This is a genomic window from Chitinophaga eiseniae, from assembly GCF_900167135.1.
GTDB classification, from domain to species: Bacteria; Bacteroidota; Bacteroidia; order Chitinophagales; family Chitinophagaceae; genus Chitinophaga; species Chitinophaga eiseniae.
Map to the genome: position 1 here is coordinate 117,990 of NZ_FUWZ01000005.1, position 26,230 is coordinate 144,219.

Genomic DNA, 26,230 nt, shown 5'->3' on the forward strand with positions numbered 1-26,230 from the left:
TCTTCGTGATATGCGGAGAGGGTTTTTTATTTTCAGGGTGTGTGAGGATTACCATGAATACCAAATTATCATTGAATATCGGCGGTCTGCTGGCTGCACTTTCAGCTTGGGTTATCTTTGCCGATTGCTGTAAATCGCCGTGTAAGACCTTCCTGGAAAAGTATAGTAAAGAAGATTTCTCCCCGTTCAGGAACAAGTATATACTGAACAGAGGCATAGATCATAGTGACCATTCGTCGATATTGTTTGTTTATGATGAGCTGGATGATGGTCCTTATATTGTTAAAGTTAACCGGTCATCGGGGAAAGTTGTGGGGACAAGCACGCATCTGATGAAGGACGTCAGTAACCCGGATAGTATCATAAACAGCAGTTGGCAATGAAGTTCATTCAGTATCACGTAGATGGCTTAGATGTGGACAGTGTCGGTAATGTGTTTATCTGGATAATACATGACCAGCCGGATTTGATAAGGGTAGCCAGGAAAATGGATATGCCTGGCTTTGATGAAAAGTGCTATTGGGAAGCGAAGGATAACTGGTATGTTAGTAAGGAATGATAGGTAATCTGTCTTTGAAAAGATGTCATAAATACATACCTTAGATCTGTATTGTGTAACCCGAATCTGTGAAGATAAAACCGAAATGCGGCAATAACCCGTTTTTCACACCTATGTGTTGAGTCCCGGATTTAGTGTTTTAAAAAGATTTTTACGAAGTAGTATATGGTACCTATGAAGAGTTTGTTTAAGAAACGCCTGCTTGTCCTGTTGTGTTTATATGTTGGAATCGATGCAAAAGCACAGAGCGATGTTTCCCAAATCAATTCCTATGTGACACCACCGCCACCAAATGCCGCCGCGTTGGCGCGTTATGGTGAAATTCCGGTGAACCAGTATACGGGAATTCCTTCTATTGAGATACCCTTATTCACCGCCGGGAGTGGGCAACTAAAGATTCCTTTGTCGTTAAGTTATCATGCAGGTGGTATCCGGGTGGATGAAATAGCTTCCCGTACCGGTCTTGGCTGGACGCTGAATACAGGTGGCTGCGTAACAAGGACAGTGCGAGGTATTGCGGATGAAAAAAGCCTGGGCTATAATAATATTCAGCAACAGGGGAAGCCATTACCGGGTTACGGCTCTACCGAGGCTGGTGATGTTTATCTCAAAAGGATCACCAGTGGTTTGGAGGATGGTGAGGCTGATTTGTATTTTTTCAATTTCAACGGTCGTGCGGGAAGATATGCCCATTTTGCCAATGGCTATCAGACCATCCCCTATTCCAAATTGCAGATTAGCGATTTACCGGATTTTTCAAAGAAGATCGTTGATGAAAACGGTTATATCTATGAGTTTACGGCAGAAGAAGTGGTGACGACTTCCTATACCTATAGTGAAAGTGATCAGTCATGTCCGCAAGCCTGGTATATTACTAAAATGCTTTCGCCGGATGGTCAGGACTCTATTGTTTTTACTTACGATAAACGACTATACCAACTTCCAACTATGGAGGTATCAGAGACGAGGAAGATTTGCTATTCATTAGGAGGGAGACCTGACAGAACTGAGCATACATTCTGCAATCAGTCTATACACGGTCAGTACCTGAATACCATTAGTGGAAGGGATTTCCGCGTTAAATTCTATTATTCTGGTCGAACTGATGTCAACGACCGCAAGATAGATTCTGTCGTTTATGTGGATAAATCCGAGAACAGGCTCTGTAAGTTTCAGTTCAACTATAATTATTATACCAGTGCTAACAAGCTGCGACTGGATTCTGTCATTGAGTACGATGGTAATGGCCGAAGCCACCCACCCTATAAACTGACCTACAATCGGGAAAATGAGTTGCCGGGACTTAATTCTTCTGCGCAGGACCACTGGGGGTATCACAACAGCGGTGGAGGGGCTACAATGATACCTTATATTATAAAGAGGGATGGTACCAGGCAAAATCTGGCAGACAGAGAAGCTGACAGTAGTGAAGTAACGGTGGGTATGTTGGAAAAAATCGAATACCCTACAGGAGGGTATACACAGTTTCAGTTTGAGGGAAATGATTATAGTTACATTAATTCAAGCCGGTTGGCGCCTGAGCCTATAGTGAAGCCAGCGAATGTATCAGCATTGCTTACACATAATGGTAAGGCGGAAGAAAAGACAGTTACATTTGTAATTAAGGAAAAACAGGTGGTCAGAGTAACTGCACAGATTTCAAACTGTAAAGCCAATTGTTTACCGTGTTGTTCGTGGGGGCCTCAAGCTCCTGAAGCGAGAGTCGAAATGACAAAAGTTGGTGGCAGAGGGTATTTTTACGCCTATGGAATTAACATAGACAGATATACGAATAAAGAGGAGAGCATTGAACTGGATGCAGGCACCTATGAATTAAAATTAAATGTTGTCATGCCATTTGACAGAGTGAACGTGACTGTTCTCTATACCTATGTCTCAAATGAGTTTACCCGCCCATTGAAGTATGCGGGTGGGGCCAGGGTAGTTAAAATCACGAGCTATGATGGCATTAGCCATGATAATGATATCGTTAGAAGTTACAGCTATAAAATGGATGATCCCGAATATAGCAGCGGGGTTATCATGGAGCAACCGGAATACCATTATACTTATAGAGAATATACCTCTTCCTATCCGGACTATATGGATTGTGGAAAAGAGCTGGTATATCTTTGCTTTTCTTCCGTATCTCATGTTGCATTGGGTAGCACGCAGGGTGGAGTTGCCGGTTATCAGCGGGTTACAGAATATTATGATGCCAAAGACAGCAGCAATAAAGTGGTGAGCTACTACACGTCAGCGGCACAGTTTAGGGACAATGGGGGCACTTATGCGCCACCTTTTCCGCCCGCAACCAGTTATGACTGGCGCAGAGGTTTGTTGACACAAAAGGTAACTTACGGGAAAGGTAATAAGCTGGTGTCTATAGAAAAGAAGGCCTATTCCATCCTTCCGGATTTTCAGTATGAGTTAAGGAGTTTTAAGGCGCAGCAATCTGTTTTCTGTCCTTATGCAGCAATGGGAACGGATGGTAAGTATCAGTTTATTAAATATAAGACTGACTATTACCGGATAGTGACTGAATGGATGCCGTTGGTCGCAGATACACTGACGTTGTATTCAACTGGGTCAGGCGATTCTGTCCGAACCATCACCACCTATACTTATGATACCAGTTCGCTTAAAGTAGCATCAGTGGTAAAAGAGTTGAGTAATCGTACAGAGCGGCAGTTCTTCCGCTATCCTTTTAATTATGGTGTTAGTGCAGGGGATAATGTCTCATTGGGTATAAAGAACCTGCAGCAACGGCATATTGTCTCCCCGGTTGTTGAAAGCTATACGACGGTCAGCAATAATGCAAGTCCCGGAACCGTTTCCGGACAATTTGTGTCATACAAAACAGCGCAGCCTTATCCGGATACCGTTTTCCGGTTGAATGTTTCTGGTGTATTGACAGATTTTATTCCGTCAGTAGCGAGTGGGGGACGTGTGGTGAAGGACAAACGTTATGAGCCACTGCTGATATTTGACTTATATGATGGGGCCGGCAATGTGTTGCAGCAGCATAAAGCCAATGACGTACCGGAGTCATTTGTCTGGGGATATGGTGGCATTTACCCGGTGGCGGCTGTAAAAGGTATGAGCTATGCGTCAGTACGCGGTCTGGTAAACACATCCACGATAGGTAATTTGTATGACGACGTGCAGATACGGAACGCCCTTGCGCCTCTGCGTTCTTCCGGCGGCAATGCTCTGGTCAACGTGTATACTTTCCGTCCACTGGTGGGTATGACTAGTATGACTGATCCCGCCGGTCGCACAACGTTCTACGAATACGATGGCTTCGGAAGGCTGACTGTCGTCAGGGATAAGGACGGAAAGATCGTCAAGCAAATGAGTTATCAATACCAGCGACCAGTTACCGAATAAATTCAACTTATCAGACCTATGAGCGTGTATAAAAGTGTGTCCATTGCCAGTTTAGGCGCAGCTTTATTGCTGAGTATCCTAATGTTCAGCGGGTATTCGGTATCCGCGCAGCTGCCCGGTGGTCCTTCTCTTTCTGCTGCAACGCCGGTAGCCTTGCCTTCTGCTTATACTGTACCGGTTATTAACTATGTCCGTACCTGGGAGCCGTCTGTTCCCATGACAGATCCGGCTGCGGTAATGGCTAATGGCCAGGTGGCGGATGTAAAACAAACGACGCAATACTTCGATGGATTGGGACGGCTGCTGCAAACGGTGGCTAAGGGCATGAGTGATAGCGGGAAAGATATTGTAAGCCCTGTGGTGTATGATGCCTTCGGCCGGGAGCAGTATAAATACCTGCCTTATAGGGATATGGCGAGTGACGGTAAGTTCAAAACATCTCCTTTTAGCGTTCAACAGCAGTTTTACCAGAGTTCCGGTAATTATCCCGGCGAGAAGATATTTTATAGCCAGACAGCGTTTGAAGCTTCACCTTTAAACAGGGTATTGAAGACCTATGCTCCTGGCAATAGTTGGGCTACACGCCCGGTGAGCCAACAATACCTGGTGAATACCGCACAGGACTCTGTGCGTATCTGGAACGTGGCGGTAACCGGGTTACCGGTGAGCCCGGGTATCTATGCAGCAGGACAGTTGCTTAAAAACGTTGTCATAGATGAAGACGGCGGACAGGTGGTGGAGTATAAAGATAAATCCGGACAGGTGGTGCTCAAAAAAGTACGGCTGTTGCCCACAGCCAATGCTGCGCACATGGGATGGTTATGTACTTACTACGTTTATGATGATCTGAATAACCTTCGTTTTGTGATCCCTCCACTGGGGGTGGAGAAGATCACCAGTAGCTGGAATGTGGCTACCGTTGCCAATGGTCTGTGTTTTCAGTATACCTATGATGGCAGGAATAGGATGATCACTAAAAAAGTGCCTGGCGCCGGTGCGGTGGAAATGGTGTATGATGTACGCGACCGGCTGGCATTTGCCAGGGATTCTAATCAGCGTGCGCAAAATCAATGGCTTGCAACTTTTTATGATCAGCTGAACCGGCCTGTAGAAACGGCGCTGTACAGCAGGAATATATCCAGAGAGGCGCTGCAGACGCAACTGAACGGGGCTGTCAATAATAGTGGCACCAGCAGCTATACTTTTCCAGGTACCGCCGATTTGGTGGTGGCTTCCCATGAGGCCGCGCGCAATTTATATCAGGCAACGAACTCTGTAACGCTGGAGGGTGGTTTTGATACCGGTGCCAGTACCGACGTAGATGTTAATATTAATCCATCGCTGACCGGCGGAAGGACGGACATCCCGGTGAGTAATCCACTGCCGGATATCTTTAGCAGCGGTACGCTGACACCACTGACATTTACTTTTTATGACAATTATAATTTCACCGGTGCACAGGCAGCTGACAGCCGGTATTACAGTAAACCGACTACCGGTGGAAATCCGAATGCAGAGCCGGTGACTGTCGGTACTCTGACTAAGGGGCTCGTGACAGGTGCGCGTGTTCGTATCCTTGGAACGGATACCTGGCTGACTACGACCTCCCGCTATGATGATAAAGGCAGGGTGACCCAGGTAACAGCCGACAATGCGGCAGGCGGTACCGAGGTAATCACCACTCGCTATGATTTCAACGGCAAAGTAGTAAGCACTTATCATGTACATAAAAATACCCGGAGCGGTGTAACGCCGCAGACGACAGTATTGACGGCGATGCTGTATGACGCGAGAGGACGTCTGAAAGAGGTGACCAAACAACTGAATGATACTTCCGCTGTGCGGACTATAGCCCGTAATTCTTATGATCAGATCGGGCAGCTGGTGACAAAAGAACTGGGCATTGTAGGGAGTGGAACTCCGTTGGAGAAACAAACCTACGATTATAACCTCCGCGGCTGGCTGCGCAGCATCAGCAAAGACTACCTGAAAAATGGCTCCGGTGGTGCGCATTTCGGGCAGGAGTTGAATTACGATTATGGGTTTACCAGTCAGTCGTTCAATGGTAATATCGCCGGTATCCGTTGGAAGGGTTGGAATGATACCACTCAACGAGCCTACGGATTTACCTACGACCCCGTAAACCGACTGAAAGGCGCTGCTTTCTCTCAGATCAGTGCCGGTAACTGGCAGAATACGCAGGTGGATTTTACTGCCAGTAATATTGCTTATGATGCCAATGGTAACCTACTGAGCATGAACCACCGCGGCCAGCTCAACAATGCACCCGCTGACGTGGATAAGCTGGCTTATCGTTACAATGAGAACAGTAATCAGCTGAAATCCGTGTATGATGCCGTGCAGGTGAATACAGGTCTGGGTGATTTTACCAACAGCCAGGCGGATGGTGTTGATTACAATTATGACGGCGGCGGTAACCTGATCAAAGACGAGAACAAGCAGATTGCCTCCATTACTTATAACCACCTCAACTTACCGGAGTTGATTACTGTTACCGGCAAAGGAAATATCCGGTTTATATATGACGCTGCCGGTAATAAGGTCCGTAAAACCGTCACTGATAATACAGGTAGCACCTCCAAAGTGAACACTACAGACTATTTGGGAGGTTTTGTTTATGAAGATGACAGTCTTCGTTTTGTGGGGCATGAAGAAGGGCGGATCAGACCTGTTTACCAAACTGGTCAACCGCTTGCTTTTGCTTATGATTACTTCGTGAAAGACCACCTTGGCAATACCCGGCTGGTGCTGACTGACCAGACGAATTTTTCCATGTATGCCGCTACGATGGAGACGCCTAACGCAGCAACGGAGAACCTGTTGTTCAGTAATATTGACAACACCCGTAGTAATAAGCCAGTGGGTTACCCGGCAGATGAAAGTGCTGGTAATAACGAATCTGTGGCTAAACTAACGGCAACAGGCACCGGTAAGAAGATTGGACCGTCGCTGGTGTTACGGGTAATGGCGGGTGATACCGTCCAGCTGAGCAGTAAGGCGTTTTACAAATCCAATGGTCCGGTTGATAAAAGCAGTCCGGTTGTACCGGCAGAGAACATGCTGGCAGATCTGGTCGCTGCCTTCGGAGGCGCTGCTACTACTGACGCTACGCATGGTAACGCAGCGCCTGTAGGTAATACGCCATTTAATGCTAATTTCTACAATAATGACTATCGCCAGCTGAAGGAAAAAAATCCGGACCAGCAACCGAATAAGCCCAAAGCCTACCTGAACTACGTATTGTTCGACGATCAATTTAAGATGGTAGAGGACAATAGTGGCGTAAAGCAGGTAAAAGCCGAACCAGACCAGCTGCAGACCCTTTCTCAGGATAAGATGGTTATTAAAAAGAGCGGATTTTTGTATGTTTATACCAGCAATGAAAGTACGCAAGAGGTGTTCTTTGATAATCTGACGGTGGCACATAGTGGCGGACCGGTGGTGGAAGAGACGCATTATTATCCGTTTGGGTTGACGATGGCGGGGATATCCTCGAACGCATTGGCCGGTAGTAAGTATCAGGAGAATAGGCTGAAGTATAATGGAAAAGAGTTGCAGCGTAAAGAGTTTGGGGATGGAAGTGGGCTAGAATTGTATGATTTTTCTGCAAGGAATTATGATCCGCAAATAGGAAGATGGCATTCTCTGGATCCTATGGCAGATAAGTATCTGGACATGACGCCTTACAATTACGTGGCGAATAATCCAATCAAGTATCTCGATCCTGATGGAAAAGTAATTAGAGATAAAGATGGTAACATCGTTATTACAACCACGGGGAAACAAATTAATGCGCCTTTAATGGTTATCGGTTCGACAAAAAATACTGATGGGACTATAACACAATCGGCGATTGATAGGACATACGAAATAGTTACCATGTTTGCCGATAATGGAACTCCCATACAAGCTATGCGATTAGTTTCGGCGTCACAGGTAGATATTGTCTATGATTCGAAAGGGCGTATAATGAGTTCGACAAATTCTTCAGTAGACAATAATAATTTTGATTGTACTGCCGATTGCCACGGGTATACATTTGCTGAGAATAAACTATGGATTGATAATGATCAAGTTAATAAGATTTTAGAGAATGATAATCAATTAGAATGTGGAGTTCCTGAAGACTTAGCGGATATCGTGGTTTTTAAGAGTCTAAATGAAGTCGTGCATTCAGGGAGAAGGAACAAAGATGGAACATACAACAACAATGCAGGGATTCTAACTACCGAATATAATGTGACATTGGATCAAGCTTCCCGAGGATTAACAGATGTGAGCGATAAAAATAATACTGAGTTTGTAAGAAGAAGAGGTGCTGAAAAAATGCTTGATACTAAATTTGGATCTGTAAGTAAGACGGGCATACGTACGATCTCTGATCCCGAGGAAATAAAAAAATTCCTAAAACAACTAACAAATTAAAAAATGAAAATTATCCTGTCTGCTTTTATTGTCATACTAAATTATAGTAGTGCTGTATCTCAGACTATTTTTAAAGTTGTTGAAGCTGAGCGTAACTCTTTTACTGGTGCTAATTTATCAGATAATATGAGTCGTAAATACTATAGAATAGTATTGGTCGACGATAGCCTTAGTCAAAATTTTTTATATCCACTTGTGATCAAAAAGCATAACATTGATACAGTTGAGGCAATAAGAGAATTATTACTGCTGAGAGGAGATACGAGAATGTGTTCCCTCCCAATTATGGGTTATAATCCTTTGAAGTCGCAAATTTATATTGGTACGAATAAAAACTATTCTGTACAAGTTGAAGCACTTTTTATAATCAATCAATTGATATTTGAGAATCCGTTTTATTATTCATCATATCCCGTTTTAGTTGATAAAGTTGATGGTTCGAGCGCCTCGATATCAGGCACTGTGATAGATAAGGCATTTGAAGCATATTGCAGTTGGTATAAGAAACTGAAAAGGATAGGAATTAGGCAAATTAAATATAAAAAAATTATGCCACTTGATAGTGCTGCCGTTAGATGGTACTAATTTATCATGGATAAATGGCGGCATATGGTTGTCGTTGGATTGAATGGTTTTTAATGGTTGGAGAAATGAAAAAAAATATGATTAAAGAAACCGACTGCTTTTTGGATTGTTTGGTTGAATTCGGTGATGGCTTATCATAATGTTCGATGACGGTTTTTACCGCAGATCCAGAATCGGTGTTAGGGTTAACAGAAAGAACGATCTTGATGTTTTTTAATGGTGATACCAAAGATTACTATATCATTATCATACTAACTACCCGTGTATATATTATTTCAGCCAACGTTTTGGCATTGGGGCGTTTTTGCAAAGATAATATTCCGGTATTGATAAGCTATCATGAGTCGTATGCTTGGGATGATACTTTGAAGATTTTCAAAAGAATAGACCACGTAAGAATTGCCTTCAAAAAAGTATTTCATCAAAATAGATCCTGGTAAAGCCGGGATGATCTTTATTGGTTGTTCAAACAAATAATGTAATAGGGCGCTTTCTGGTTATGCACGACCGCAAGTTTAAGATAGTTGTGAACGATCTAAAACTACTGTAAAAAGAAATGTCCCAGTTGATGAATAAAGTGGTCTTTCTGTTATCACTCCTTTGCTTTGTAGGTAGTTGCAGGTATAATGCAAGAATTGTTAATCCTGATGACGTCACTGGTATTCTTGTTTTAATTGAAATCCGCCATAGGGCAGACAGTGTTGGCAACAGAATAGATGTACTATGAAACTACAAGTTTTTGGTTGGGCTTTACTACTTCTGATTAGCTGTCATGAAAAGCCTCGTGACAATGCCTGGGTGTTATACAATGAGAATCCTGCTTTTATTATTAAATGTGCGGTACCCCAGGGTCGGATCGATTATAAAGATATGCCATCCTTCCCGAAAGGGGAGCTACTCTATGTGACATATAAGGGGGCACCGGATACTTCTTCCTGGATGACTTTATCTGTGCATGAAATTAAATTGGAAGACAGACAGGAAGATTTTATGGAGTCTTTATTACAGTGGCAACAGAAGTCAGAGGCAGATGGTGATAGCACATTTACCCTTGTGCAGAAAAAATAGGAAAAACATCTTCGGGAAAGAGTATTGGTTTTTTGGATTACTTAATTGGGTCTCTTAGTGATCTGAGATATTGCCGAATGATTGTTTTTTATAATGCTTCAAAAGTGGGGGTTCTGCAAGTGACCCAGAAGAGAGAACTGGATAGTTTTTCAAAGATTGCAGAGCGGATTACAACGTCATTGGCCTATTGAATTGATTGGATATAGAGCAGTTGAAGTTGAACCCGAGACACTAACTAATTAGAGGAGAATAGAGGAATATTCCGAGTATTGGATTAGGTTTAATTTCAGGACAAAAGGCACAAAGTATAAATTTACTCCTCATGAAGGAAGTTGAACGAATTTTTATAGAAAAAGCAGTGGAACGAGCCGGAATATTCCTTTATTCCAGAGAAATTGCCTTGGAGTTTGTAAAGGCGTGTGGAAATGAAAATATTCATTTGTTTGGGATAGATGGATTTTTTCTGAAGGATAATCGTATTCAACCCAGTATGACGGATAGCATAGATTTTTCGTCTTTATTTTTCGAAGGGGATATCTACCAAAAGGCGATTAATTTTTTGGAAGTAAGATCTGATAACATGTTTTTCGAAATAACGTGTGCGTAGATAGACGCGATCGACAGGATCTCATATACAATAGAGTCCGTCATAAAAACAAGGTCATCAGTCGTGCTGTTTACAGTACTAGCGATTTGCAAAAAAAAATAACCAGCACCTATTGGAAAGGTGCTGGTTATTTCAAAAATCCTTCTTTTAAAACCCTACATTCACTCCCACAAAGAAATTAAACCCTGCCATCGGATAGTAGTAACTATCATACACGACCCTGTTCTGCTTCAGGTCATAGCTGCTGTAAGTGCTGCCGTTCGGTTCATACTTTGCATCGAAGATGTTGTTGAGCAGCAGCTGCACGCCCAGCTCGCGGAATAACGGTTGCGGCACTACGTAATTAAACCGCAGGTTGTTCACATAATAGGGGTCGAGGCTGCCGGCTTTGCTGGAGGTGTTGTCCATGTACTGCCGGCTGACGTATTTGCCGATCAGGTCTACGGTTAGTCCTTTCAGCGGACGGGCCGTCAGGGTGTAGCCGCCGACGAAAGCGGGGGAGAAGGAGATATCTGTTTTATGATAGGTTTGGGTATGTTCTACGTAGTTGCTGTCGTAGGAGATGGCGCTGTAGTTCAGCACTTTATTCTGGCTCAGTGCGGCGGATGCTGCCACGGAGAAGATATTGCCCAGTTTCACGTTGCCACTTACCTCTACGCCCATACGGTAACTTTTCGGGATGTTGGTGCGTACATAGGCGCCTACGTCGGTGAGCTGGCCGGTTTGCACCAGCTGGTTTTTGTAGTTCATGTAGTACACGTTGGCCTGCAGGGAGGCGATGTTGTTGCTCCAGGAGTAACCGGCTTCCACGTCGCGGAGCATTTCCGGTTTGGGTTCGGCTACGCCGTAGTTGGATTCGAAGTCCACGCGGTTAGGCTCTTTGTTGGCGAGGGCGATGGAGGCGAACACGCGGCTGGCGGGATTGAGATAATAAGTCACGCCGGCTTTCGGATTGAAGAAATTGTACTTCACGTGCGGCATGTAGGCGGGAGCGGCTTCGAAGCCGTCCATGTTGTAGGCGATGTTGCGGTATTGTAGTTCGCCGAAGAGGCGCAGGGCTTCGGTGATTTTATATTCTCCTTTCCAGTAAATATTGAAATCGTTTTTATCGGCGGGGTAGCGGTAGTATTCGTGGTCTTTGTCGATACCGGCTTTAGCCCAGATCACTTTGCCGTAGTGGTCGCCGGTGTAGCGGTTCCAGCCGCCGCCGAGGCTCCAGTTGAATTTTTCGCCGGTGCGGTTGACGGAGAACACGCTGCCGTAGAAGTAGTTGTCGAGCCACAGTTGTTGCACGAGGTCGGTGGTATCGATGATCGTGCCGTTGTGGTTGTATGGAGGCAGACCATAATCTTTGAGGGCCTTATTGGCTTTGTAGTTTTCGTAGTAGCCGCGGCCGCGGGTGAGGTGGAGGGCTACGTTGAAGTTAAGGCTGGAATTGATTTCCTGATTGAGGAACAGCTGGTAATGGTCCTGCTGGTAGTTATCTGTTTCGTTATCGTAGGGGGTGCCGGGTTTTTTGGTGCCGGCGGAGTTATAGGTGCGGTTTGTTTTAAGCATGGCTTCGGGCACGCCGTTCCAGGCCTGGTAGGTTTTTTCTTTACCGGAAAAAACGTTGAGGCGGACGGCTGTTTTCCGGGAGATGTAGGCGGCGGAGGTGTAGAAGGAGCGCAGGTCGGAGGTGGCGCGGTCTATATATCCGTCGGAGCTGATTTTAGACAGGCGTGCGTCGATGGTGAAGTGGTCGTTGATGAGGCCGGAACCGGCTTTGACGGTGTTTTTCCAGCTGTTGAACGAGCCGTAGCTGCTGCTGATTTCGCCATAGGCTTTCTCGCGGTATTCGTTGGTGCTGAGGTTGAGCGTGGCGCCGAAAGCGGCGGCGCCGTTGGTGGAGGTGCCTACGCCGCGTTGCAGTTCGATGCTGCTGACGGAGGAGGCGAAGTCGGGCATGTTCACGAAGAAGGTGCCTTGTGATTCCGCGTCGTTGATGGGGATACCGTTGACCGTCACGTTGATGCGGGTGATATCGGAGCCGCGCACGCGCATGCCGGTGTAACCGATGCCGGTTCCGGCGTCGGAGCTGGTGACTACGCCGGGCTGCTGATCCAGCAGCTGGGGCAGGTCCTGACCGAGGTTGCCTTTTTTGATGTCGGCGGCGGTGAGGGTGCTGTTGACGAACGGCGCATTTTTACCGGCGCGGAGACTGGTGATCTCTACGGGTTTTACGAGCAGACCGGTTTCTTCGAGGCTAATGTCGGCCACCTGTGCGCCGTTGCCGGCCTGTATGGTGATGGTGTATGATTTGTACCCGATATAGCTGGCCAGCAGCGTATAATGTCCTTTTTTAGGGAGATGGATGGCATAGTGCCCCTGCCTGTCTGTTAAGGCGCCGGTTTGATTCACAGAGATGGTAACGCCTTCCAGTGGCTTACCGTTGGTTTTACTGGTAACGGTACCAGTAACAAGGGATTGTGCATGTAAAGTGCCTGCTATAGACAGCAGCACCAGCAACATCAGCTGTTTCATTTCTAGTATGTCTGTTTTCTTTTTTTCAAATTCCTAACCAGCATTACCTGGTCCAGGTTCTGTGGGTGTGATCTCAGCCTGAAAAGTAAGGCACCCCATACATGGCAGGGGAACAAGTAAGTCCCTGCGAAGGCACGAAGGTAGCATAAAAAAACATCTTTCGCCTTTTTGCTTTCTTAGCGGACCTGGCGTGAAACAATAAACAAAAGGCCCTTTACCGCTTTGCTCTCTTATAATCCTTTGCGTGATAATTCTCTGCGTGATAATTCTTTGCGTGAAACAAAAAAATCCTTAATTTCCTTTTATACTTCTCTCAATCATCTTGTATTCATTTTTAACCATTAAATCTTTATGAGATGATTAAACTACAGTTTATCGGCTACCTGGGCCGGGACGTTGTCAGGAAAGAAGTGAACGGCAATGTGGTGCTTAATTTTCCGGTGGCCGTTAATGAGCGTTTCCGCAACCGCGAAGGGGTGCTGGAAGAACGTACCACCTGGGTGGACTGCTCTTTATGGAACCGGGAGATGATGGCAGCCCATCTGCATCAGGGTACGCTGGTATATGTAGAAGGCGGCCCCAGGGTAGAAGGGTATATTACCCGGACGGACCAGCCCGCCGCGGCCGTCAGGCTCCGGGTGTACCACATGCAGTTGCTCAGCCGTAAGGATGAGGAAAGACGCCGCCCTGCCCCTGTAGAGGTCCCGGCCGTTCCGGAACAGGAACTGGTGGAAGAACAACCCGCCGATGATCTGCCCTTCTAAAATGTACATGCATTCCAATATGAAAGCCAACCGGTTATGGTTGGCTTTTTAAATTTCTTTGAAAAAAGTTTTGGTGCAAATGAAATTAATACTATCTTTGCACCCTCATTGCGAGGTAGAGCAGAGGTAGCTCGTCGGGCTCATAACCCGAAGGTCAGTGGTTCGAATCCGCTCCTCGCTACAAAAGAGCGCATCAGCGCTGGTAAAGAGACCAGAAAGAGCCGAAGAAATTCGGCTTTTTTTATTTCCGTAAGTTTGAGTAGAGAAAAAGCAGCACAGCCTTTATTATTAGATCGTCATGCACAAAGCAGGTTTTGTAAACATATTCGGTAAGCCCAACGCGGGGAAAAGTACCTTGCTCAACGCCATCATCGGCGAAAAGCTGGCTATTATATCTCCCAAAGTGCAAACCACCAGGCACCGTATTACCGGTGTCATCACCGAGCCCGGTTACCAGATCGTATTCTCGGACACGCCGGGTATCATCGACCCGAAATACAAACTGCACGAGAAAATGATGGGTGCGGTGAAGTCCGCACTGGAAGACGCAGACGTGGCCCTGCTCATCATGGACGCGAAAGACTCGCTGGAAGAGAACCTCGAACTGTTCGACTCCCTGCGGCTCAAAGTACCGGCCATCCTCATCCTCAATAAAATGGACAACCTCTCCAAAGCAGACATGGACACGCTGCTGGAGAAAGCCAGGGCCTGGGGTAAAGCCAAAGTGGTAGTACCTATCTCTGCCCGCCAGCAGAAAAACATCAAGGAACTGATGCAGGAGATCGTGGCGCTGATCCCCGAAGGCAACGCCTTCTATCCGGACGATACCCTCACGGACAAGTCTACACGTTTCCTCGTGGCGGAAATGATCCGGGAGAAAATCTTCCAGCTGTTTGAAGAAGAGATCCCTTATCATACCACCGTGATCGTGACCCAGTTCCAGGAAAAGGAAACACTGACCAAGATAACGGCGGAGATCATCGTTACCCGTGACACACAGAAAGGCATCATCCTCGGAGAGAAAGGCAAATCCATCCGTGAGCTGGGCACGCTGGCCAGGCAGGACATCGAGAAATTCATCGAACGCAAGGTGTTCCTCGAACTGTTTGTGAAAGTACGCGGCAAATGGAGGGATAATGACCTGTACCTGAAAGAATACGGGTACTAGGTTGTAATTTTAAAAAGTAGTAATCATAATAATACAATGGCTGGATTTACAGTAGCTATAGTGGGCCGCCCGAACGTGGGCAAATCAACGTTGTTCAACCGTTTGCTGGAACAGCGCCGCGCTATCGTAGACGATCAGAGCGGTGTTACCCGCGATCGTCAGTACGGTATCGCCGACTGGAACGGCAAATCTTTCAACGTGATCGATACCGGCGGGTTTGTGACCAACAGTGATGATGTTTTTGAGCGGGAAATCCGCAAACAGGCGAAAGTGGCCATGGACGAGGCAAACGTACTCATTTTCATGGTAGATGTGTCTACCGGTATCACAGACCTCGACACCGATGTGGCCAACCTGCTGCGCCGTACCTCCAAACCGGTGTACCTGGTTGTCAATAAAGTAGACAACGCCCAGCGTCAGCTGGAAGCCAACGAATTCTACAGCCTCGGCTTCGAAAATACCTTCTTCCTCTCCTCCATGAGCGGCAGCGGCACCGGTGAACTCCTGGACGCCGTGGTGTCCCATATCACCGACGATATGGAAGACCCCAGCCTGGAAGCAGACGTACCGAAAATCGCCATCATCGGCCAGCCAAACGTAGGTAAATCCTCCCTGCTCAACGCCCTCGTAGGCGCCGACCGCAACATCGTTTCCGATATCGCCGGCACTACCCGCGATACCATCCATACCCGGTACAATATGTACCAGAAAGACTTCATCCTGATCGATACGGCCGGTATCCGCCGTAAACAGAAGGTGAACGAGGACCTGGAGTTCTACTCCGTGATCCGCGCCATCAAAGCGGTCGATGAAGCAGACGTGGTCATGCTGCTGCTGGATGCCGAAAAAGGCATTACCGCACAGGACCTCAGCATCTTCAGCCTCGCCGCCCGTAAGGGTAAAGGCGTAGTGGTGCTGGTCAACAAATGGGACCTGGTGGAAAAAAGCACCAACACCGCCCGCGACTACGAGAAAGAACTGAAAGGCCGCCTCGCGCCGTTCTCCGACGTGCCCATCATCTTCACTTCCGTGATAGAGAAGCAACGTATCTTCAAAGCAATCGAAGCAGCGCTGGACGTGTACGAAAATCGCCTGCGCAGAGTGCAGACAGCCCGCCTCAACGAGGTGATGCTGAAAGCGATAGAAGCGTATCACCCACCGGTAGTAAGAGGTGTGCCCATCCGTATCAAATACGTAACACAGCTGCCTACCCACACACCGGCGTTTGCGTTCTTCTGTAACCTGCCAGACGATGTGAAGGCGCCCTACCGGAACTACCTGGAAAACCAGCTCCGTAGCAACTTCAATTTCAGTGGTGTCCCTGTGAAGATCTTTTTCCGGAAAAAATAGGCCGTAAAAAAAGGGAATGAATAGATTTTGTATTCTGAAATTATTCTATACCTTTGCCGCGGTTTTAAAAAAATAAAACAAACTAAAATGAAAAAAGTATTTGTATTTGCAATCGCAGCTGGTATGTTCTTCGTAGCTTGTAACGGTGGTAGCACTCCTGCTACTGACTCTACTGCTACTACTGTAGACACTATGAACGCTGCTCCTGTAGCTCCAGTTACTGATTCTGCTGCTGTTGTAGCTCCTGCTGATTCTGCTGCTACTGTAGCTCCAGCTGCTGACTCTGCTGCTGCAACTCCTGCTAAGTAAGCGAATATTATTTCTAAATAATATCAATTCTTGCAAGAATAAAAAGGCCGATTGCTTAGCAATCGGCTTTTTTATTGGGCATATATTAAATGCAGTAATTAATCTTCGAGCAGGGAGGCGAGATTGCTTAACTCATCCTGGCGGTAAGCGTCTTTGTCGTCCCGGAAACATTTCGCCAGCTCTTCGAGCAGAAACTGAATGATACGTTTGTTGGACTGCGGTTTGAAATAAGACGGTACGGAGGGGACGGAAACTCTTTTCAGGTAAGTGTCCACATCCTGCTGGGTATAGATCTGTCCCTGAATGGGATCAATGAAAAACAGGATACGCTGGTCATCCGGATCTATCGGTTCATCAAAATCGATGAAGGTATCAAAATAAGCAAGGATAAACTGCCGGGGGATATTCACCGCATATACCGGCAGGTCCAGCATGGCGCACAGGCTCTGGTAGATGATCCCGTTGGTAACGGGATTGCCTTTTTTGGACTCTATCACCTGGTTGATGAAGAACTGGTTTTTCCGCTGATAGGAGACTTCTTCCCCTTTCAGGCCGAAGTAATTATAGATCATGCTGTTAAGCACATTGATCTTCTCCAGCGGCGTCAGGTAGTTATTCAGCTCCAGCCAGATATTGCGTTTAATGCGTTCTATTTCGTTCAGGATCTGAGAGGGCGCCAGGTCGGGAAACTGGTAGCGGGCCACCAGGATAGCGCCCTGCATGAGGTCCTGCAGCTCCGATTGGCTCCATGCACGCAAGGCAGCCTGCAGGTCCTGGTAATGGACCCGGTGGATCAGCAGTTCTATCCTCTCCTGTATGGATTCATCCACGGTATTCTCCCACAGATTCTCCAGGTTGGGAATGATCTCCTTACCGTACAGCAGTATTTTGCTGGCGACGGTGTCGAATACTTCCTGGTCCGGATCATCCAACAGGTGGAACAATGCATTTATTTCCTTGTTTTCGTGCATGTCGGGTTATTCAGCTTTCTTCTTCCGTGGCGGTGCTTTTTTCTTAGGCGGATTAGCTTTGGCTTCTTCAATGATAGCTTTGGCTTCTTCCACGGTCAGGTCCGCAGCGGTGTCAATTTTCTCTTTCGGTATCTTGAAGTTCTTCAGGCCCTGTTTGATGTAGGGACCATAAGGCCCTTTCAGGATCTGGATCTTCTCCTTTTCAAATATTTTGATGGTCCGCTCGTCTTTGGCGGCTCTTTTTTCCACGATCAGCGGCGCTACTTCGTCCAGTTCCACGGTGTACGGGTCCATTTCCTTTTTGAGGGAATAGAACTTTTTATCGTGTTGCGCATATGGACCGAAGCGGCCGATGTTGACGATTACCTCTGAATCCTCGAACTGGCCGATGTTGCGCGGCAGGCGGAACAGCTCCATCGCTTCTTCCAGGGAGATGGTTTCGATGCTCTGGGTCGTTTTCAGTTTGGCGAAGCGGGGTTTCTCCTCATCTTCTACCTTACCGATCTGGATCATCGGGCCATAACGTCCCATACGGGCCACAATCGGTTTGCCGGTAGCTTCTTCCACGCCCAGCTGGCGTTCGCCTTTTACGCGTTCGGCGTTTTCCAGCGTGTTTTCCACATCTTTATGGAATGGGCTGTAAAACTCTTTCAGCATTTTGTTCCACACTTTCTTGCCGTTGGCGATTTCATCGAACTCTTCTTCAATTTTAGCGGTGAAGCCGTAGTCCATCACGGAATTGAAGTACTGGTTGAGGAAATCGGTCACGATCATGCCGAGATCGGTGGGGAACAGTTTGGATTTTTCGGCGCCGGTATTTTCGCTGTCTGTCTGCTGGCTGATTTGATCAGCTTTCAGTATCAGGATGCGGAATTCTCTTTTTATGCCTTCTTTGTCCCTTTTTTCCACATATCCTCTTTTCTGGATGGTGGTAATGGTAGGGGCGTAGGTAGACGGGCGGCCGATGCCCAGTTCTTCCAGTTTTTTAACGAGGCTGGCCTCTGTATAGCGGGGCGCAGGGCGGGAGAATCTTTCGGTGGCCTTCATTTCTCTCAGGTCCAGCGTCTGTTTCACGGCCAGTGGCGGCAGTGATCCTTCCTGTGCTTCGTCTTCGTTGATATCTTCATCGTCGTGGCTTTCCATGTATACTTTCAGGAAGCCGTCGAATTTCAGCACTTCACCGCTGGCGGTGAGCTCCTCATTGTTGGTGGAGATGCTGATTTTGGCGATGGTTTTTTCCAGTTCAGCGTCGGCCATCTGGCTGGCGATGGTGCGTTTCCAGATCAGCTCGTACAGTTTGCGGGTGTCGCTGTCGTCTACGGTGGAGTTCTCCATGTAGGTAGGACGGATAGCTTCGTGCGCTTCCTGGGCGGACTCATTTTTGTTTTTGAATTTGCGGAACTGATGGTAGCGGTCGCCGAAGCTGGTTTTGATCGCTTTTTCGATTTCCGTTACCGCTGTATCGGAGAGGTTGACGGAGTCAGTACGCATGTAGGTGATAAAACCGCTTTCATACAGTTTCTGGGCCAGCAACATGGTTTTGGATACGCTGTATCCCAGTTTGCGGCTGGCTTCCTGTTGCAGGGTAGAAGTGGTGAAAGGGGCGGCAGGTGATTTTTTGCCGGGTTTTACCTGTATGTCTTTTACGGAATAGACGGCGCTGACGCAGTCTTTGAGGAATTTCTCCGCATCTTCCGCTGTTTTGAACTTGTTGGGGCCTTCCGCTTTAAAGGAGATGTTTTTACCGTTGATGTCTTTACCGGTAAACCATGCTTCCACTTTAAAGGTGCTGACGGCGGTGAAACCGTTGATCTCCCGTTCTCTTTCCACGATCAGGCGTACAGCCACTGACTGCACACGGCCGGCAGAGAGGGAGTTACGCATGCTCATTTTTCTCCATAGCACAGGGGAGAGCTCAAAACCCACGATCCTGTCGAGGATACGGCGGGCCTGCTGAGCGTTTACCCGGTCCATATCGAGCTTACGGGGGTGCTGTACCGCATTTTCGATGGCCGGTTTGGTGATTTCGTGGAATACGATGCGTTTGGTTTCTTTCGGATCGAGGCCCAATACCTCGCACAAATGCCATGAAATGGCTTCCCCTTCACGGTCCTCATCCGTTGCCAGCCAAACCTCATCGGTTTCCTTTGCCAGCTTCTTCAGGTCTTTTACCACCTTTTCTTTATCTTCCGGTATTACATATTTAGGCTTGAAGTTATTTTCGATGTCTATCCCCATGTCGTCCTTCTCCAGGTCACGGATGTGCCCGAAGCAGGATTTGACTTCAAAGTCCTTGCCCAGAATTTTTTCAATGGTCTTGGCCTTTGCCGGGGACTCCACTATAACTAAATTTTTTGCCATGTATGCTTCTTTAATGTGCTGCTAAATACGTAAAAAATCGTAAAATAAATACTAATAGGATTTTGCAATTATATAAAAGTACCTTCAAAATAAAAAATAAGGCGTCTTTAAAGGTAAAATTACGAATTACGGATCAGGAAGACGAATGTACGGAATACTGGTTGTCCCCAAAACAGGTGAACTTGTCCTGTAGAGAACCTGTCATATGATAAATCTTTACAAAGAATAAATAATCATAATTTATAATCAGAAGGTTGTAATTGCCGATTGCTCACGTGTAATTTGTATTTTTAGTTTATGGATATTGTAATCATTGGCACTGGAAATGTGGCCCATTGTTTCGGACAGTTGTTAAAACTGCATGGCCACCAGATAAAACAGGTGGTGGGGCGTAACGCCGACCATGCCAGGGAGCTGTCGGAGATGCTCAACGCCTCCTTCACCATCGACCTGATGGATATTAATATGGAAGCGGACGTATACCTGCTGGCCGTCAGCGACGCTGCCATCCCGGAGCTGAATGATCAGCTCCGCCTGGGCAAAAGGATCGTGGCCCACACGGCCGGGGCGGTACCGCTGAGCGCTATTTCCCGGATTTCGGTCAACACCGGGGTGCTGTACCCGTTGCAGTCCATCCGCAAAGAACTCAAAAACTACCCGCCCATCCCCATCATGCTGGAAGCGGGTAATGACGAAGTGCTGAAACGCCTGCAGGCGGTAGCCGGCAGCCTGGCCTCCCGCATCACCATCGCCGATTCGGACCAGCGCCTGAAGTATCACCTCACCGCAGTACTGTGCAATAACTTCACCAACCACCTCTTCGCAGAGGCAAAAGCCTACTGTGACCGGGAGCAGCTGGACTTCTCCTTGCTGCAGCCTATTATTAAGGAGACTTTCGACCGGCTGGAGCGGTACGCCCCGGAGACGGTGCAAACGGGTCCGGCCCTCCGTAATGATGAAACGACCATGGCCCTGCACCGTGCCCTGCTGGCCGGCGACGAACAGCTGAAACGGATGTACGAAGTGATGAGCGAAGCTATTTACCAGTTCCACAAAAAATAATTACGAATTACGAATTACGAATTACGAATTACGACCGGGCTGGTTAGTTGCCTTGTTTTATCATAAAATAATGAAATGCAATTCCGGCAGAACCCTAAATTCGTAATTCGTAATTCGTAATTCGTAATTACATTTGCCGGATGAACGTATTAGCTTTATTCAAGCCTGTTACCACTTTCGTGCTGGACGTGGATGGGGTGCTGACGGATGGAACGCTGCAGTTATTGCCCGGCGGGGAAATGTCGCGCAAAATGAATATTAAGGACGGTTACGCCTTACAGCTGGCCGTTAAAAAAGGGTACCGGGTGGTCATCATCTCCGGCGGAAGATCGGAGAGTGTGGTCAGCAGGCTGCAGGGCCTGGGGATCACCGACATCTACACCGGTATTCATGATAAGAAGGAAAAACTCCAGGATTATGTGTTTGAGCATGATCTCACCTGGGACGAAATCCTGTATATGGGCGACGACATCCCTGACTACCAGGTGATGCAGCTCGTAGCCCTGCCTACCTGTCCGGCTGATGCGGTCAGCGAGATCAAAAGCATCTCCCGGTATATATCCCCGGTAGCAGGCGGACAAGGTTGTGTAAGGGAGGTAATAGAAAAAGTCCTGAAGCTCAATGATCACTGGCTGATGGACGAAGGCATTGCATCGAAATAATAAACAGAACACTATGAAGCTCTGGGCTGCGTTTTTTAAGCTGGTGAGATATCCCAACCTCATTTATATTACCCTTACCCAGTTCTTATTGCAGTATTGCGTGGTGGAGCCGGTGTTGCACAGCAGCGGCGAAGAGCCTTCCCTCTCGGTGGTGCAGTTTGTGCTGCTGAGCCTTTCCACCGTACTCATTGCGGCCGCGGGTTATATTATCAACGATTATTTCGATATCAACATCGATATTGTCAATAAACCGGACAAGATGGTGCTGGATAAAATTATCAGCCGCCGCTGGGCCATGGCATGGCATACCATATTTAATATGGCGGGCGTGTCGCTGGGCTTTATCGTGGCGTGGAAAACCGGCCAGATTTATCTGGGCTTTACCCAGGTGATCTGCTCCCTGCTGCTCTGGTTTTATTCCACTTCCTTCAAACGGCAGGTGCTGATCGGTAATGTGGTCATCTCGCTGTTGACCGCCCTGTCAGTATCTGTGGTGGGCTTTTACGAGAAACAGATCTATGAAAGCTTCGAAGCCATTATGTCGCCCTCCGGCCGTAAACTGATACAGATCATCGGTGTGTATGCGTTGTTTGCCTTTATCATTTCCATGGTACGCGAAGTAGTGAAAGACCTGGAAGACATGATCGGTGACAGCAAAGACGGCTGCCGTACCATCCCCATCATCTGGGGCGTGCTGCCGGCTAAAAGGCTGTGCAATATACTGTTGCTGGCGTTGCAGGTGACCATCATCGCCGTAGAGATAAGGGTATGGCTGCTGGGCTGGTATATCGCCATCGCCTACCTGTTGCTGTTGGTGCAGGCGCCCTGCGTATATGCCTACGTGTTATTGAAGAAGGCCCATCTGCCGGAACATTATCACCGCGTCAGCTCCGTGGTAAAATGGGTGATGCTGACCGGAATTTTATCTATGATCTTTTTTAAATGTTATTTATAGAGATGTACAAAGGCGCTCCCGTAGTACTGGCTTCCCAGTCGCCCCGCAGAAAACAGTTGCTGGAACAGGCAGGCATTCCTTTCGAGGTGAGAGTGGTGGAAACCGCGGAGACATATCCTCCCGGCCTGGCCACGGAACAGATCCCTGTTCATATCGCACAACAGAAAGCTGCGGCCGTAGCGTCGCTTTGTCAGCCTGAAGAGATCGTCATTGCTGCGGACACGGTAGTGGTGCTCGATGAAACCATCATCGGCAAACCGAAAGACCGCGACGATGCGGTACGTATCCTCACCGCGCTCAGTGGCCGCGAACACCGCGTGATCACCGGCGTAGTGATCCGTTGCAACGGTACGGAGAAAACGTTCTCCCAGACGACCACGGTACATTTTAAGCCGCTCACCCACGAGCAGGTAACGTATTATGTGGATAACTACAAACCCTACGACAAAGCCGGCGCCTATGCTATCCAGGAATGGATCGGCGCGGTAGGTATTGACAGTATCCATGGCTGTTTTTATAATGTTATGGGGCTGCCTGTCAGCAAGGTAGCAGAAGAACTCAACCTGATCCCCACATCCCGGTCTTAGGGCCGGGGGGCAAAAAAATGAGCCAATCCGAAAGGATTGGCCCGCATAAGTGGTTGGTTGTGCCGATGGCACCAATATTTTATTCGAGGACCAACAGGTTGACGTCTTTCTTTTTCAGCCAGCCTGCATCTTTCAGTTTCTGCAGGTTGATGGTACCCACTACATATCTCCACTCCGGTGATTCATATTTTTCAGAGATGTTGAAGAACTCGGCCAGGTCTACCTGATCGGGTGTTTTGTAGCGCAGGTATACTTTCAGTTTCACATCATTGGTGAAATTGGGCTGGTTGTTCTGTTTGATTTTTTTGTATTCATAACGGTAATTGTAAAGCAGCGCGGAAATGTCTGACAGTACGGCGCTGCCGGTAGCGGTACCACCGGCGCCTTTGCCCACGAAGAACTGTTTGTCGGTGAATGCGCTCTCGAGGAGGATACCATTGTATTCGTTGTATACATCGTACAGCAGGTTATGCTCTTTTACGAGGTGCGGCAGCACGTAGGCGAACACGCTTCCGTTCTGGCGGCGGCATTGCGCAATCAGTTTAACGGTACAGTTGCGTTGTTTGGCAAACTGGATATCGAAATCGTTGAGGTGGTGAATCCCGAAGTTGTACACTTCTTCCGGTTTTACGAAGGTGCCGAAAGCGTGGAGCAGCAGGATCACGAGTTTGAATTTCGGATCGTAGCCTTCGATGTCGAGGGTGGGGTCTGTTTCGGCGAAACCCAGTTCCTGTGCCTGTTGCAGGGCAGTTTCAAAGCTGAGGTTTTCTTCGAATATCTTCGTGAGGATATAATTCGTTGAGCCGTTACAGATACCTTCCACAGCGTTGAGCAGGTCGTTATCGTAGTATTCTTCGAGGTTACGGATGATGGGAATAGAAGCGCAGCTGGAGGCTTCGTACAGGAAAGGCACTTTGTTGGCCGACTGCAGCTCGTACAGGGCCGGCAGGTTTTCGGCGATCATGCGTTTGCTGGCGCTGACAACGGCTTTACCATTGCGCAGGGCTGTGCTGACGATGTCGAAAGCGGCTTCTGTATCGTTGATCAGCTCCACCACTACGTCGATAGCAGGATCTTCAAGGATTTCATTTTTATCCGTTGTAAAATAGCTACTGTCGATAGGTCTTGATTTATTGGGATCTTTAATACAGATTTTTTTGATCCGTGCATTAATCCCTTTAGTTCTGTTCAATACCTCGTAGAGGCCCTGGCCTACGACGCCGAAACCGAAAATACCCAGATTGATGATCTTGTTTTCCATACTTTAGTTCATAATTGGTTGGTGCTGTCAGTGTTTCCGGCGGCGGCCGCAAGCGGCTGACAGCTATTGTAAAACAGTAATTTGTTTGCCTGCCGGATGGTTTAATTTATCCAGCGCCTGTTTCAGATCGTTGATGAGATCTTCTGCATCTTCGATCCCTACAGAGAGGCGGATGCAGGAGTCCTGCAGCCCGGTTTTTTTCCGGAATTCTTCCGGTATGGTGCGGTGTGTCATGGTGGCCGGGTGGGCCAGCATGCTTTTCACGCCGCCGAAGCTTTCCGCGAGTTTAAACAGCTTGGTCGCGTTAACGATGCGGATCGCGTTTTTGATATTGTCTGCTTTGAGCGAGAAGCTGACGAGCGCGCCGTAGTTCTTCTGCTGTTTGCGGGCAATGTGATGATTTTTATGCGTGGCCAGTCCGGGATAGAACACTTTGTCCACCGCCGGGTGGGCGGCCAGCCAGTTGGCGATGGCGTTGGCATTGCTGCATTGTTTCTCGAACCGGAGGTAGAGCGTTTCAATGCCGCGGATGGTGAGCCATGCTTCGAACGGGCTCAGGATGCTGCCGGAGATGTTCTGGTTGTACCGTATCTGGTCGGCCAGCGCTTTTGAATTCACCACTACCAGTCCGGCGATCACGTCACAGTGGCCTGCCAGGTATTTGGAAGCGCTGTGGATCACGATGTCGGCGCCGAGCGTCAGTGGTTGCTGCAGCAGCGGGGTACTGAAGGTATTATCTACCGCCAGCAGGATGTTATGTTGTTTGGCGATCTTGCTGACCGACTTGATGTCAGAGACGCGCAAAGTCGGATTCGTGGGGGATTCCAGCCAGATGATACGGGTGTTGGGCGTGATGGCGGCCAATACCTTGTCCAGGTTGCTGGTGTCCACGAAATTTACTTTGATGCCGAAGCGTTCGAACATGTGGTTGAAGATTTGGAAGATGCCACCGTAGGTATCTTCCACCGCCATGATTTCGTCGCCGGACTTCAGCAGTTTGAGTACGGCGTCGATGGCAGACATGCCGCTGGCGAAAGCGAAGCCGGCATATCCTTCTTCCAGGCTACAGATGAGCTCTTCCAGCACTTTACGCGTGGGATTGTTGGCCCGCGAAAATTCAAAACCTTTATTGATGCCCGGTGATTCCTGCACGAAGGTGGACGTCTGATAGATAGGTACTGAAATGGCGCCTGTCAGCTCGTCTACCGGAATGCTGTGAATCAGTTGTGTAGCTGTTTTCATGTTAATAAAATTTTAATGATGTCACGATGGTCGCGCAATGCAACTTTATCATTAAAAATCTATTTTAACAACCTTTTTCCAGGAAGTGGGCGGGAGAGGGCATAAAAAAAGCTCCTCCTGGTGTTGGAAGAGCTTTGAATCAATTATATATCTGGTGAAGATTTATCTCTGCCAACTTATCTTTCCCCGGTAATACCGGGGCAGGAATTAGCACCTTTTTCCCGACCAAATGCTGGTCCGGAAAGGTTGCTAAGGCATCGCAGGGCCAAGTCCCTCCGCCTTTCTGGATAAGTGATGTTAAGAACTGGGTGCAAAGGTAACAGCAGTTTTATCAATTTTCCAAATTTGGGCAACAAATTT

At 47.7% G+C, this 26,230-nt stretch carries 18 protein-coding genes, 1 tRNA gene and 1 riboswitch; of the genes, 14 read left to right on the plus strand and 5 right to left on the minus strand.

The window, feature by feature from the left end:
* Positions 1–733: 733 nt before the first annotated feature.
* From B5D63_RS26655 to B5D63_RS26680, 5 genes are all read left to right on the plus strand, one after another.
* On the plus strand, positions 734–3,949 hold the full coding sequence (locus B5D63_RS26655) for an RHS repeat domain-containing protein (protein WP_159456180.1): 3,216 nt from the start codon (positions 734–736) through the stop codon (positions 3,947–3,949).
* A gap of 18 nt (positions 3,950–3,967) precedes the next feature.
* Positions 3,968–8,395 carry a DUF6443 domain-containing protein gene (locus B5D63_RS26660; protein ID WP_078671919.1) on the plus strand — a complete coding sequence of 1,476 codons (4,428 nt, stop codon included), beginning with the start codon at positions 3,968–3,970 and terminating at the stop codon, positions 8,393–8,395.
* 3 nt (positions 8,396–8,398) lie between these two features.
* Entirely contained in the window at positions 8,399–8,980 is a 582-nt protein-coding gene (locus B5D63_RS26665) for a hypothetical protein (RefSeq protein WP_078671920.1), read from the plus strand.
* A gap of 723 nt (positions 8,981–9,703) precedes the next feature.
* Positions 9,704–10,048: a hypothetical protein gene (locus tag B5D63_RS26675; RefSeq protein ID WP_078671922.1), complete on the plus strand. Its 345-nt coding sequence runs from the start codon at positions 9,704–9,706 to the stop codon at positions 10,046–10,048.
* Between the two features lie 322 nt (positions 10,049–10,370).
* The gene (locus tag B5D63_RS26680; protein WP_078671923.1) at positions 10,371–10,655 is read left to right on the plus strand and encodes a hypothetical protein; all 285 of its coding nucleotides are present in this window, start codon (positions 10,371–10,373) and stop codon (positions 10,653–10,655) included.
* A gap of 147 nt (positions 10,656–10,802) precedes the next feature.
* On the opposite strand, the gene B5D63_RS26685 is transcribed toward B5D63_RS26680, so the two are convergent.
* Positions 10,803–13,178 carry a TonB-dependent receptor gene (locus B5D63_RS26685; protein WP_078671924.1) on the minus strand — a complete coding sequence of 792 codons (2,376 nt, stop codon included), beginning with the start codon at positions 13,176–13,178 and terminating at the stop codon, positions 10,803–10,805.
* A 356-nt stretch (positions 13,179–13,534) separates the two neighbouring features.
* Here B5D63_RS26685 and B5D63_RS26690 point away from each other — a divergent pair, with 356 nt between their 5' ends.
* From B5D63_RS26690 to B5D63_RS26710, 5 genes are all read left to right on the plus strand, one after another.
* Positions 13,535–13,942, plus strand: a complete 408-nt coding sequence (locus B5D63_RS26690) for a single-stranded DNA-binding protein (RefSeq protein ID WP_078671925.1) — start codon at positions 13,535–13,537, stop codon at positions 13,940–13,942.
* Positions 13,943–14,051: 109 nt separating this feature from the next.
* A tRNA-Met gene (locus tag B5D63_RS26695) sits at positions 14,052–14,123 on the plus strand.
* A gap of 117 nt (positions 14,124–14,240) precedes the next feature.
* Positions 14,241–15,110, plus strand: a complete 870-nt coding sequence (gene era / locus B5D63_RS26700; RefSeq protein ID WP_078671926.1) for a GTPase Era — start codon at positions 14,241–14,243, stop codon at positions 15,108–15,110.
* Between the two features lie 36 nt (positions 15,111–15,146).
* Positions 15,147–16,460 (plus strand): ribosome biogenesis GTPase Der, encoded by a 1,314-nt coding sequence (der, locus tag B5D63_RS26705; protein WP_078671927.1) that lies wholly within the window; start codon positions 15,147–15,149, stop codon positions 16,458–16,460.
* Positions 16,461–16,487: 27 nt separating this feature from the next.
* Entirely contained in the window at positions 16,488–16,769 is a 282-nt protein-coding gene (locus B5D63_RS26710) for a hypothetical protein (protein ID WP_078671928.1), read from the plus strand.
* Positions 16,770–16,867: 98 nt separating this feature from the next.
* Here the strand turns inward: B5D63_RS26710 and B5D63_RS26715 are convergent, their stop codons facing one another.
* Entirely contained in the window at positions 16,868–17,740 is an 873-nt protein-coding gene (locus tag B5D63_RS26715) for a transglutaminase-like domain-containing protein (protein ID WP_078671929.1), read from the minus strand.
* Between the two features lie 6 nt (positions 17,741–17,746).
* Positions 17,747–20,101 (minus strand): type I DNA topoisomerase, encoded by a 2,355-nt coding sequence (gene topA / locus B5D63_RS26720; RefSeq protein WP_078671930.1) that lies wholly within the window; start codon positions 20,099–20,101, stop codon positions 17,747–17,749.
* Positions 20,102–20,398: 297 nt separating this feature from the next.
* Between topA and B5D63_RS26725 the strand changes: the two genes are divergently transcribed.
* The 4 genes from B5D63_RS26725 to B5D63_RS26740 all read left to right on the plus strand — a co-directional run bounded on the left by B5D63_RS26725 (position 20,399) and on the right by B5D63_RS26740 (position 23,367).
* On the plus strand, positions 20,399–21,163 hold the full coding sequence (locus B5D63_RS26725; RefSeq protein WP_078671931.1) for a Rossmann-like and DUF2520 domain-containing protein: 765 nt from the start codon (positions 20,399–20,401) through the stop codon (positions 21,161–21,163).
* Positions 21,164–21,303: 140 nt separating this feature from the next.
* The gene (locus tag B5D63_RS26730; RefSeq protein ID WP_078671932.1) at positions 21,304–21,825 is read left to right on the plus strand and encodes a KdsC family phosphatase; all 522 of its coding nucleotides are present in this window, start codon (positions 21,304–21,306) and stop codon (positions 21,823–21,825) included.
* Positions 21,812–22,780, plus strand: a complete 969-nt coding sequence (locus B5D63_RS26735) for a geranylgeranylglycerol-phosphate geranylgeranyltransferase (protein WP_262488173.1) — start codon at positions 21,812–21,814, stop codon at positions 22,778–22,780. The genes B5D63_RS26730 and B5D63_RS26735 overlap by 14 nt, the downstream gene beginning before the upstream one ends.
* Positions 22,768–23,367 (plus strand): Maf family protein, encoded by a 600-nt coding sequence (locus B5D63_RS26740; protein WP_235021634.1) that lies wholly within the window; start codon positions 22,768–22,770, stop codon positions 23,365–23,367. Before B5D63_RS26735 ends, B5D63_RS26740 begins: the two co-directional genes overlap by 13 nt.
* A 79-nt stretch (positions 23,368–23,446) precedes the next feature.
* Here B5D63_RS26740 and B5D63_RS26745 read toward each other — a convergent pair whose 3' ends face one another.
* Entirely contained in the window at positions 23,447–24,628 is a 1,182-nt protein-coding gene (locus B5D63_RS26745) for a homoserine dehydrogenase (RefSeq protein WP_078671935.1), read from the minus strand.
* A 63-nt stretch (positions 24,629–24,691) separates the two neighbouring features.
* The gene (locus B5D63_RS26750; protein ID WP_078671936.1) at positions 24,692–25,870 is read right to left on the minus strand and encodes a trans-sulfuration enzyme family protein; all 1,179 of its coding nucleotides are present in this window, start codon (positions 25,868–25,870) and stop codon (positions 24,692–24,694) included.
* 173 nt (positions 25,871–26,043) lie between these two features.
* Positions 26,044–26,164, minus strand: a riboswitch (SAM riboswitch).
* Positions 26,165–26,230 lie beyond the last annotated feature (66 nt).

Excerpts from the sequence above, each read along its gene's own strand:
- B5D63_RS26655 (WP_159456180.1), top strand. The coding sequence starts at position 734 with ATGAAGAGTTTGTTTAAGAAACGCCTGCTTGTCCTGTTGTGTTTATAT.
- B5D63_RS26660 (WP_078671919.1), top strand. The coding sequence starts at position 3,968 with ATGAGCGTGTATAAAAGTGTGTCCATTGCCAGTTTAGGCGCAGCTTTA.
- B5D63_RS26665 (WP_078671920.1), top strand. The coding sequence starts at position 8,399 with ATGAAAATTATCCTGTCTGCTTTTATTGTCATACTAAATTATAGTAGT.
- B5D63_RS26675 (WP_078671922.1), top strand. The coding sequence starts at position 9,704 with ATGAAACTACAAGTTTTTGGTTGGGCTTTACTACTTCTGATTAGCTGT.
- B5D63_RS26680 (WP_078671923.1), top strand. The coding sequence starts at position 10,371 with ATGAAGGAAGTTGAACGAATTTTTATAGAAAAAGCAGTGGAACGAGCC.
- B5D63_RS26685 (WP_078671924.1), bottom strand. The coding sequence starts at position 13,178 with ATGAAACAGCTGATGTTGCTGGTGCTGCTGTCTATAGCAGGCACTTTA.
- B5D63_RS26690 (WP_078671925.1), top strand. The coding sequence starts at position 13,535 with ATGATTAAACTACAGTTTATCGGCTACCTGGGCCGGGACGTTGTCAGG.
- era (WP_078671926.1), top strand. The coding sequence starts at position 14,241 with ATGCACAAAGCAGGTTTTGTAAACATATTCGGTAAGCCCAACGCGGGG.
- der (WP_078671927.1), top strand. The coding sequence starts at position 15,147 with ATGGCTGGATTTACAGTAGCTATAGTGGGCCGCCCGAACGTGGGCAAA.
- B5D63_RS26715 (WP_078671929.1), bottom strand. The coding sequence starts at position 17,740 with ATGCACGAAAACAAGGAAATAAATGCATTGTTCCACCTGTTGGATGAT.
- topA (WP_078671930.1), bottom strand. The coding sequence starts at position 20,101 with ATGGCAAAAAATTTAGTTATAGTGGAGTCCCCGGCAAAGGCCAAGACC.
- B5D63_RS26725 (WP_078671931.1), top strand. The coding sequence starts at position 20,399 with ATGGATATTGTAATCATTGGCACTGGAAATGTGGCCCATTGTTTCGGA.
- B5D63_RS26730 (WP_078671932.1), top strand. The coding sequence starts at position 21,304 with ATGAACGTATTAGCTTTATTCAAGCCTGTTACCACTTTCGTGCTGGAC.
- B5D63_RS26740 (WP_235021634.1), top strand. The coding sequence starts at position 22,768 with ATGTTATTTATAGAGATGTACAAAGGCGCTCCCGTAGTACTGGCTTCC.
- B5D63_RS26745 (WP_078671935.1), bottom strand. The coding sequence starts at position 24,628 with ATGGAAAACAAGATCATCAATCTGGGTATTTTCGGTTTCGGCGTCGTA.
- B5D63_RS26750 (WP_078671936.1), bottom strand. The coding sequence starts at position 25,870 with ATGAAAACAGCTACACAACTGATTCACAGCATTCCGGTAGACGAGCTG.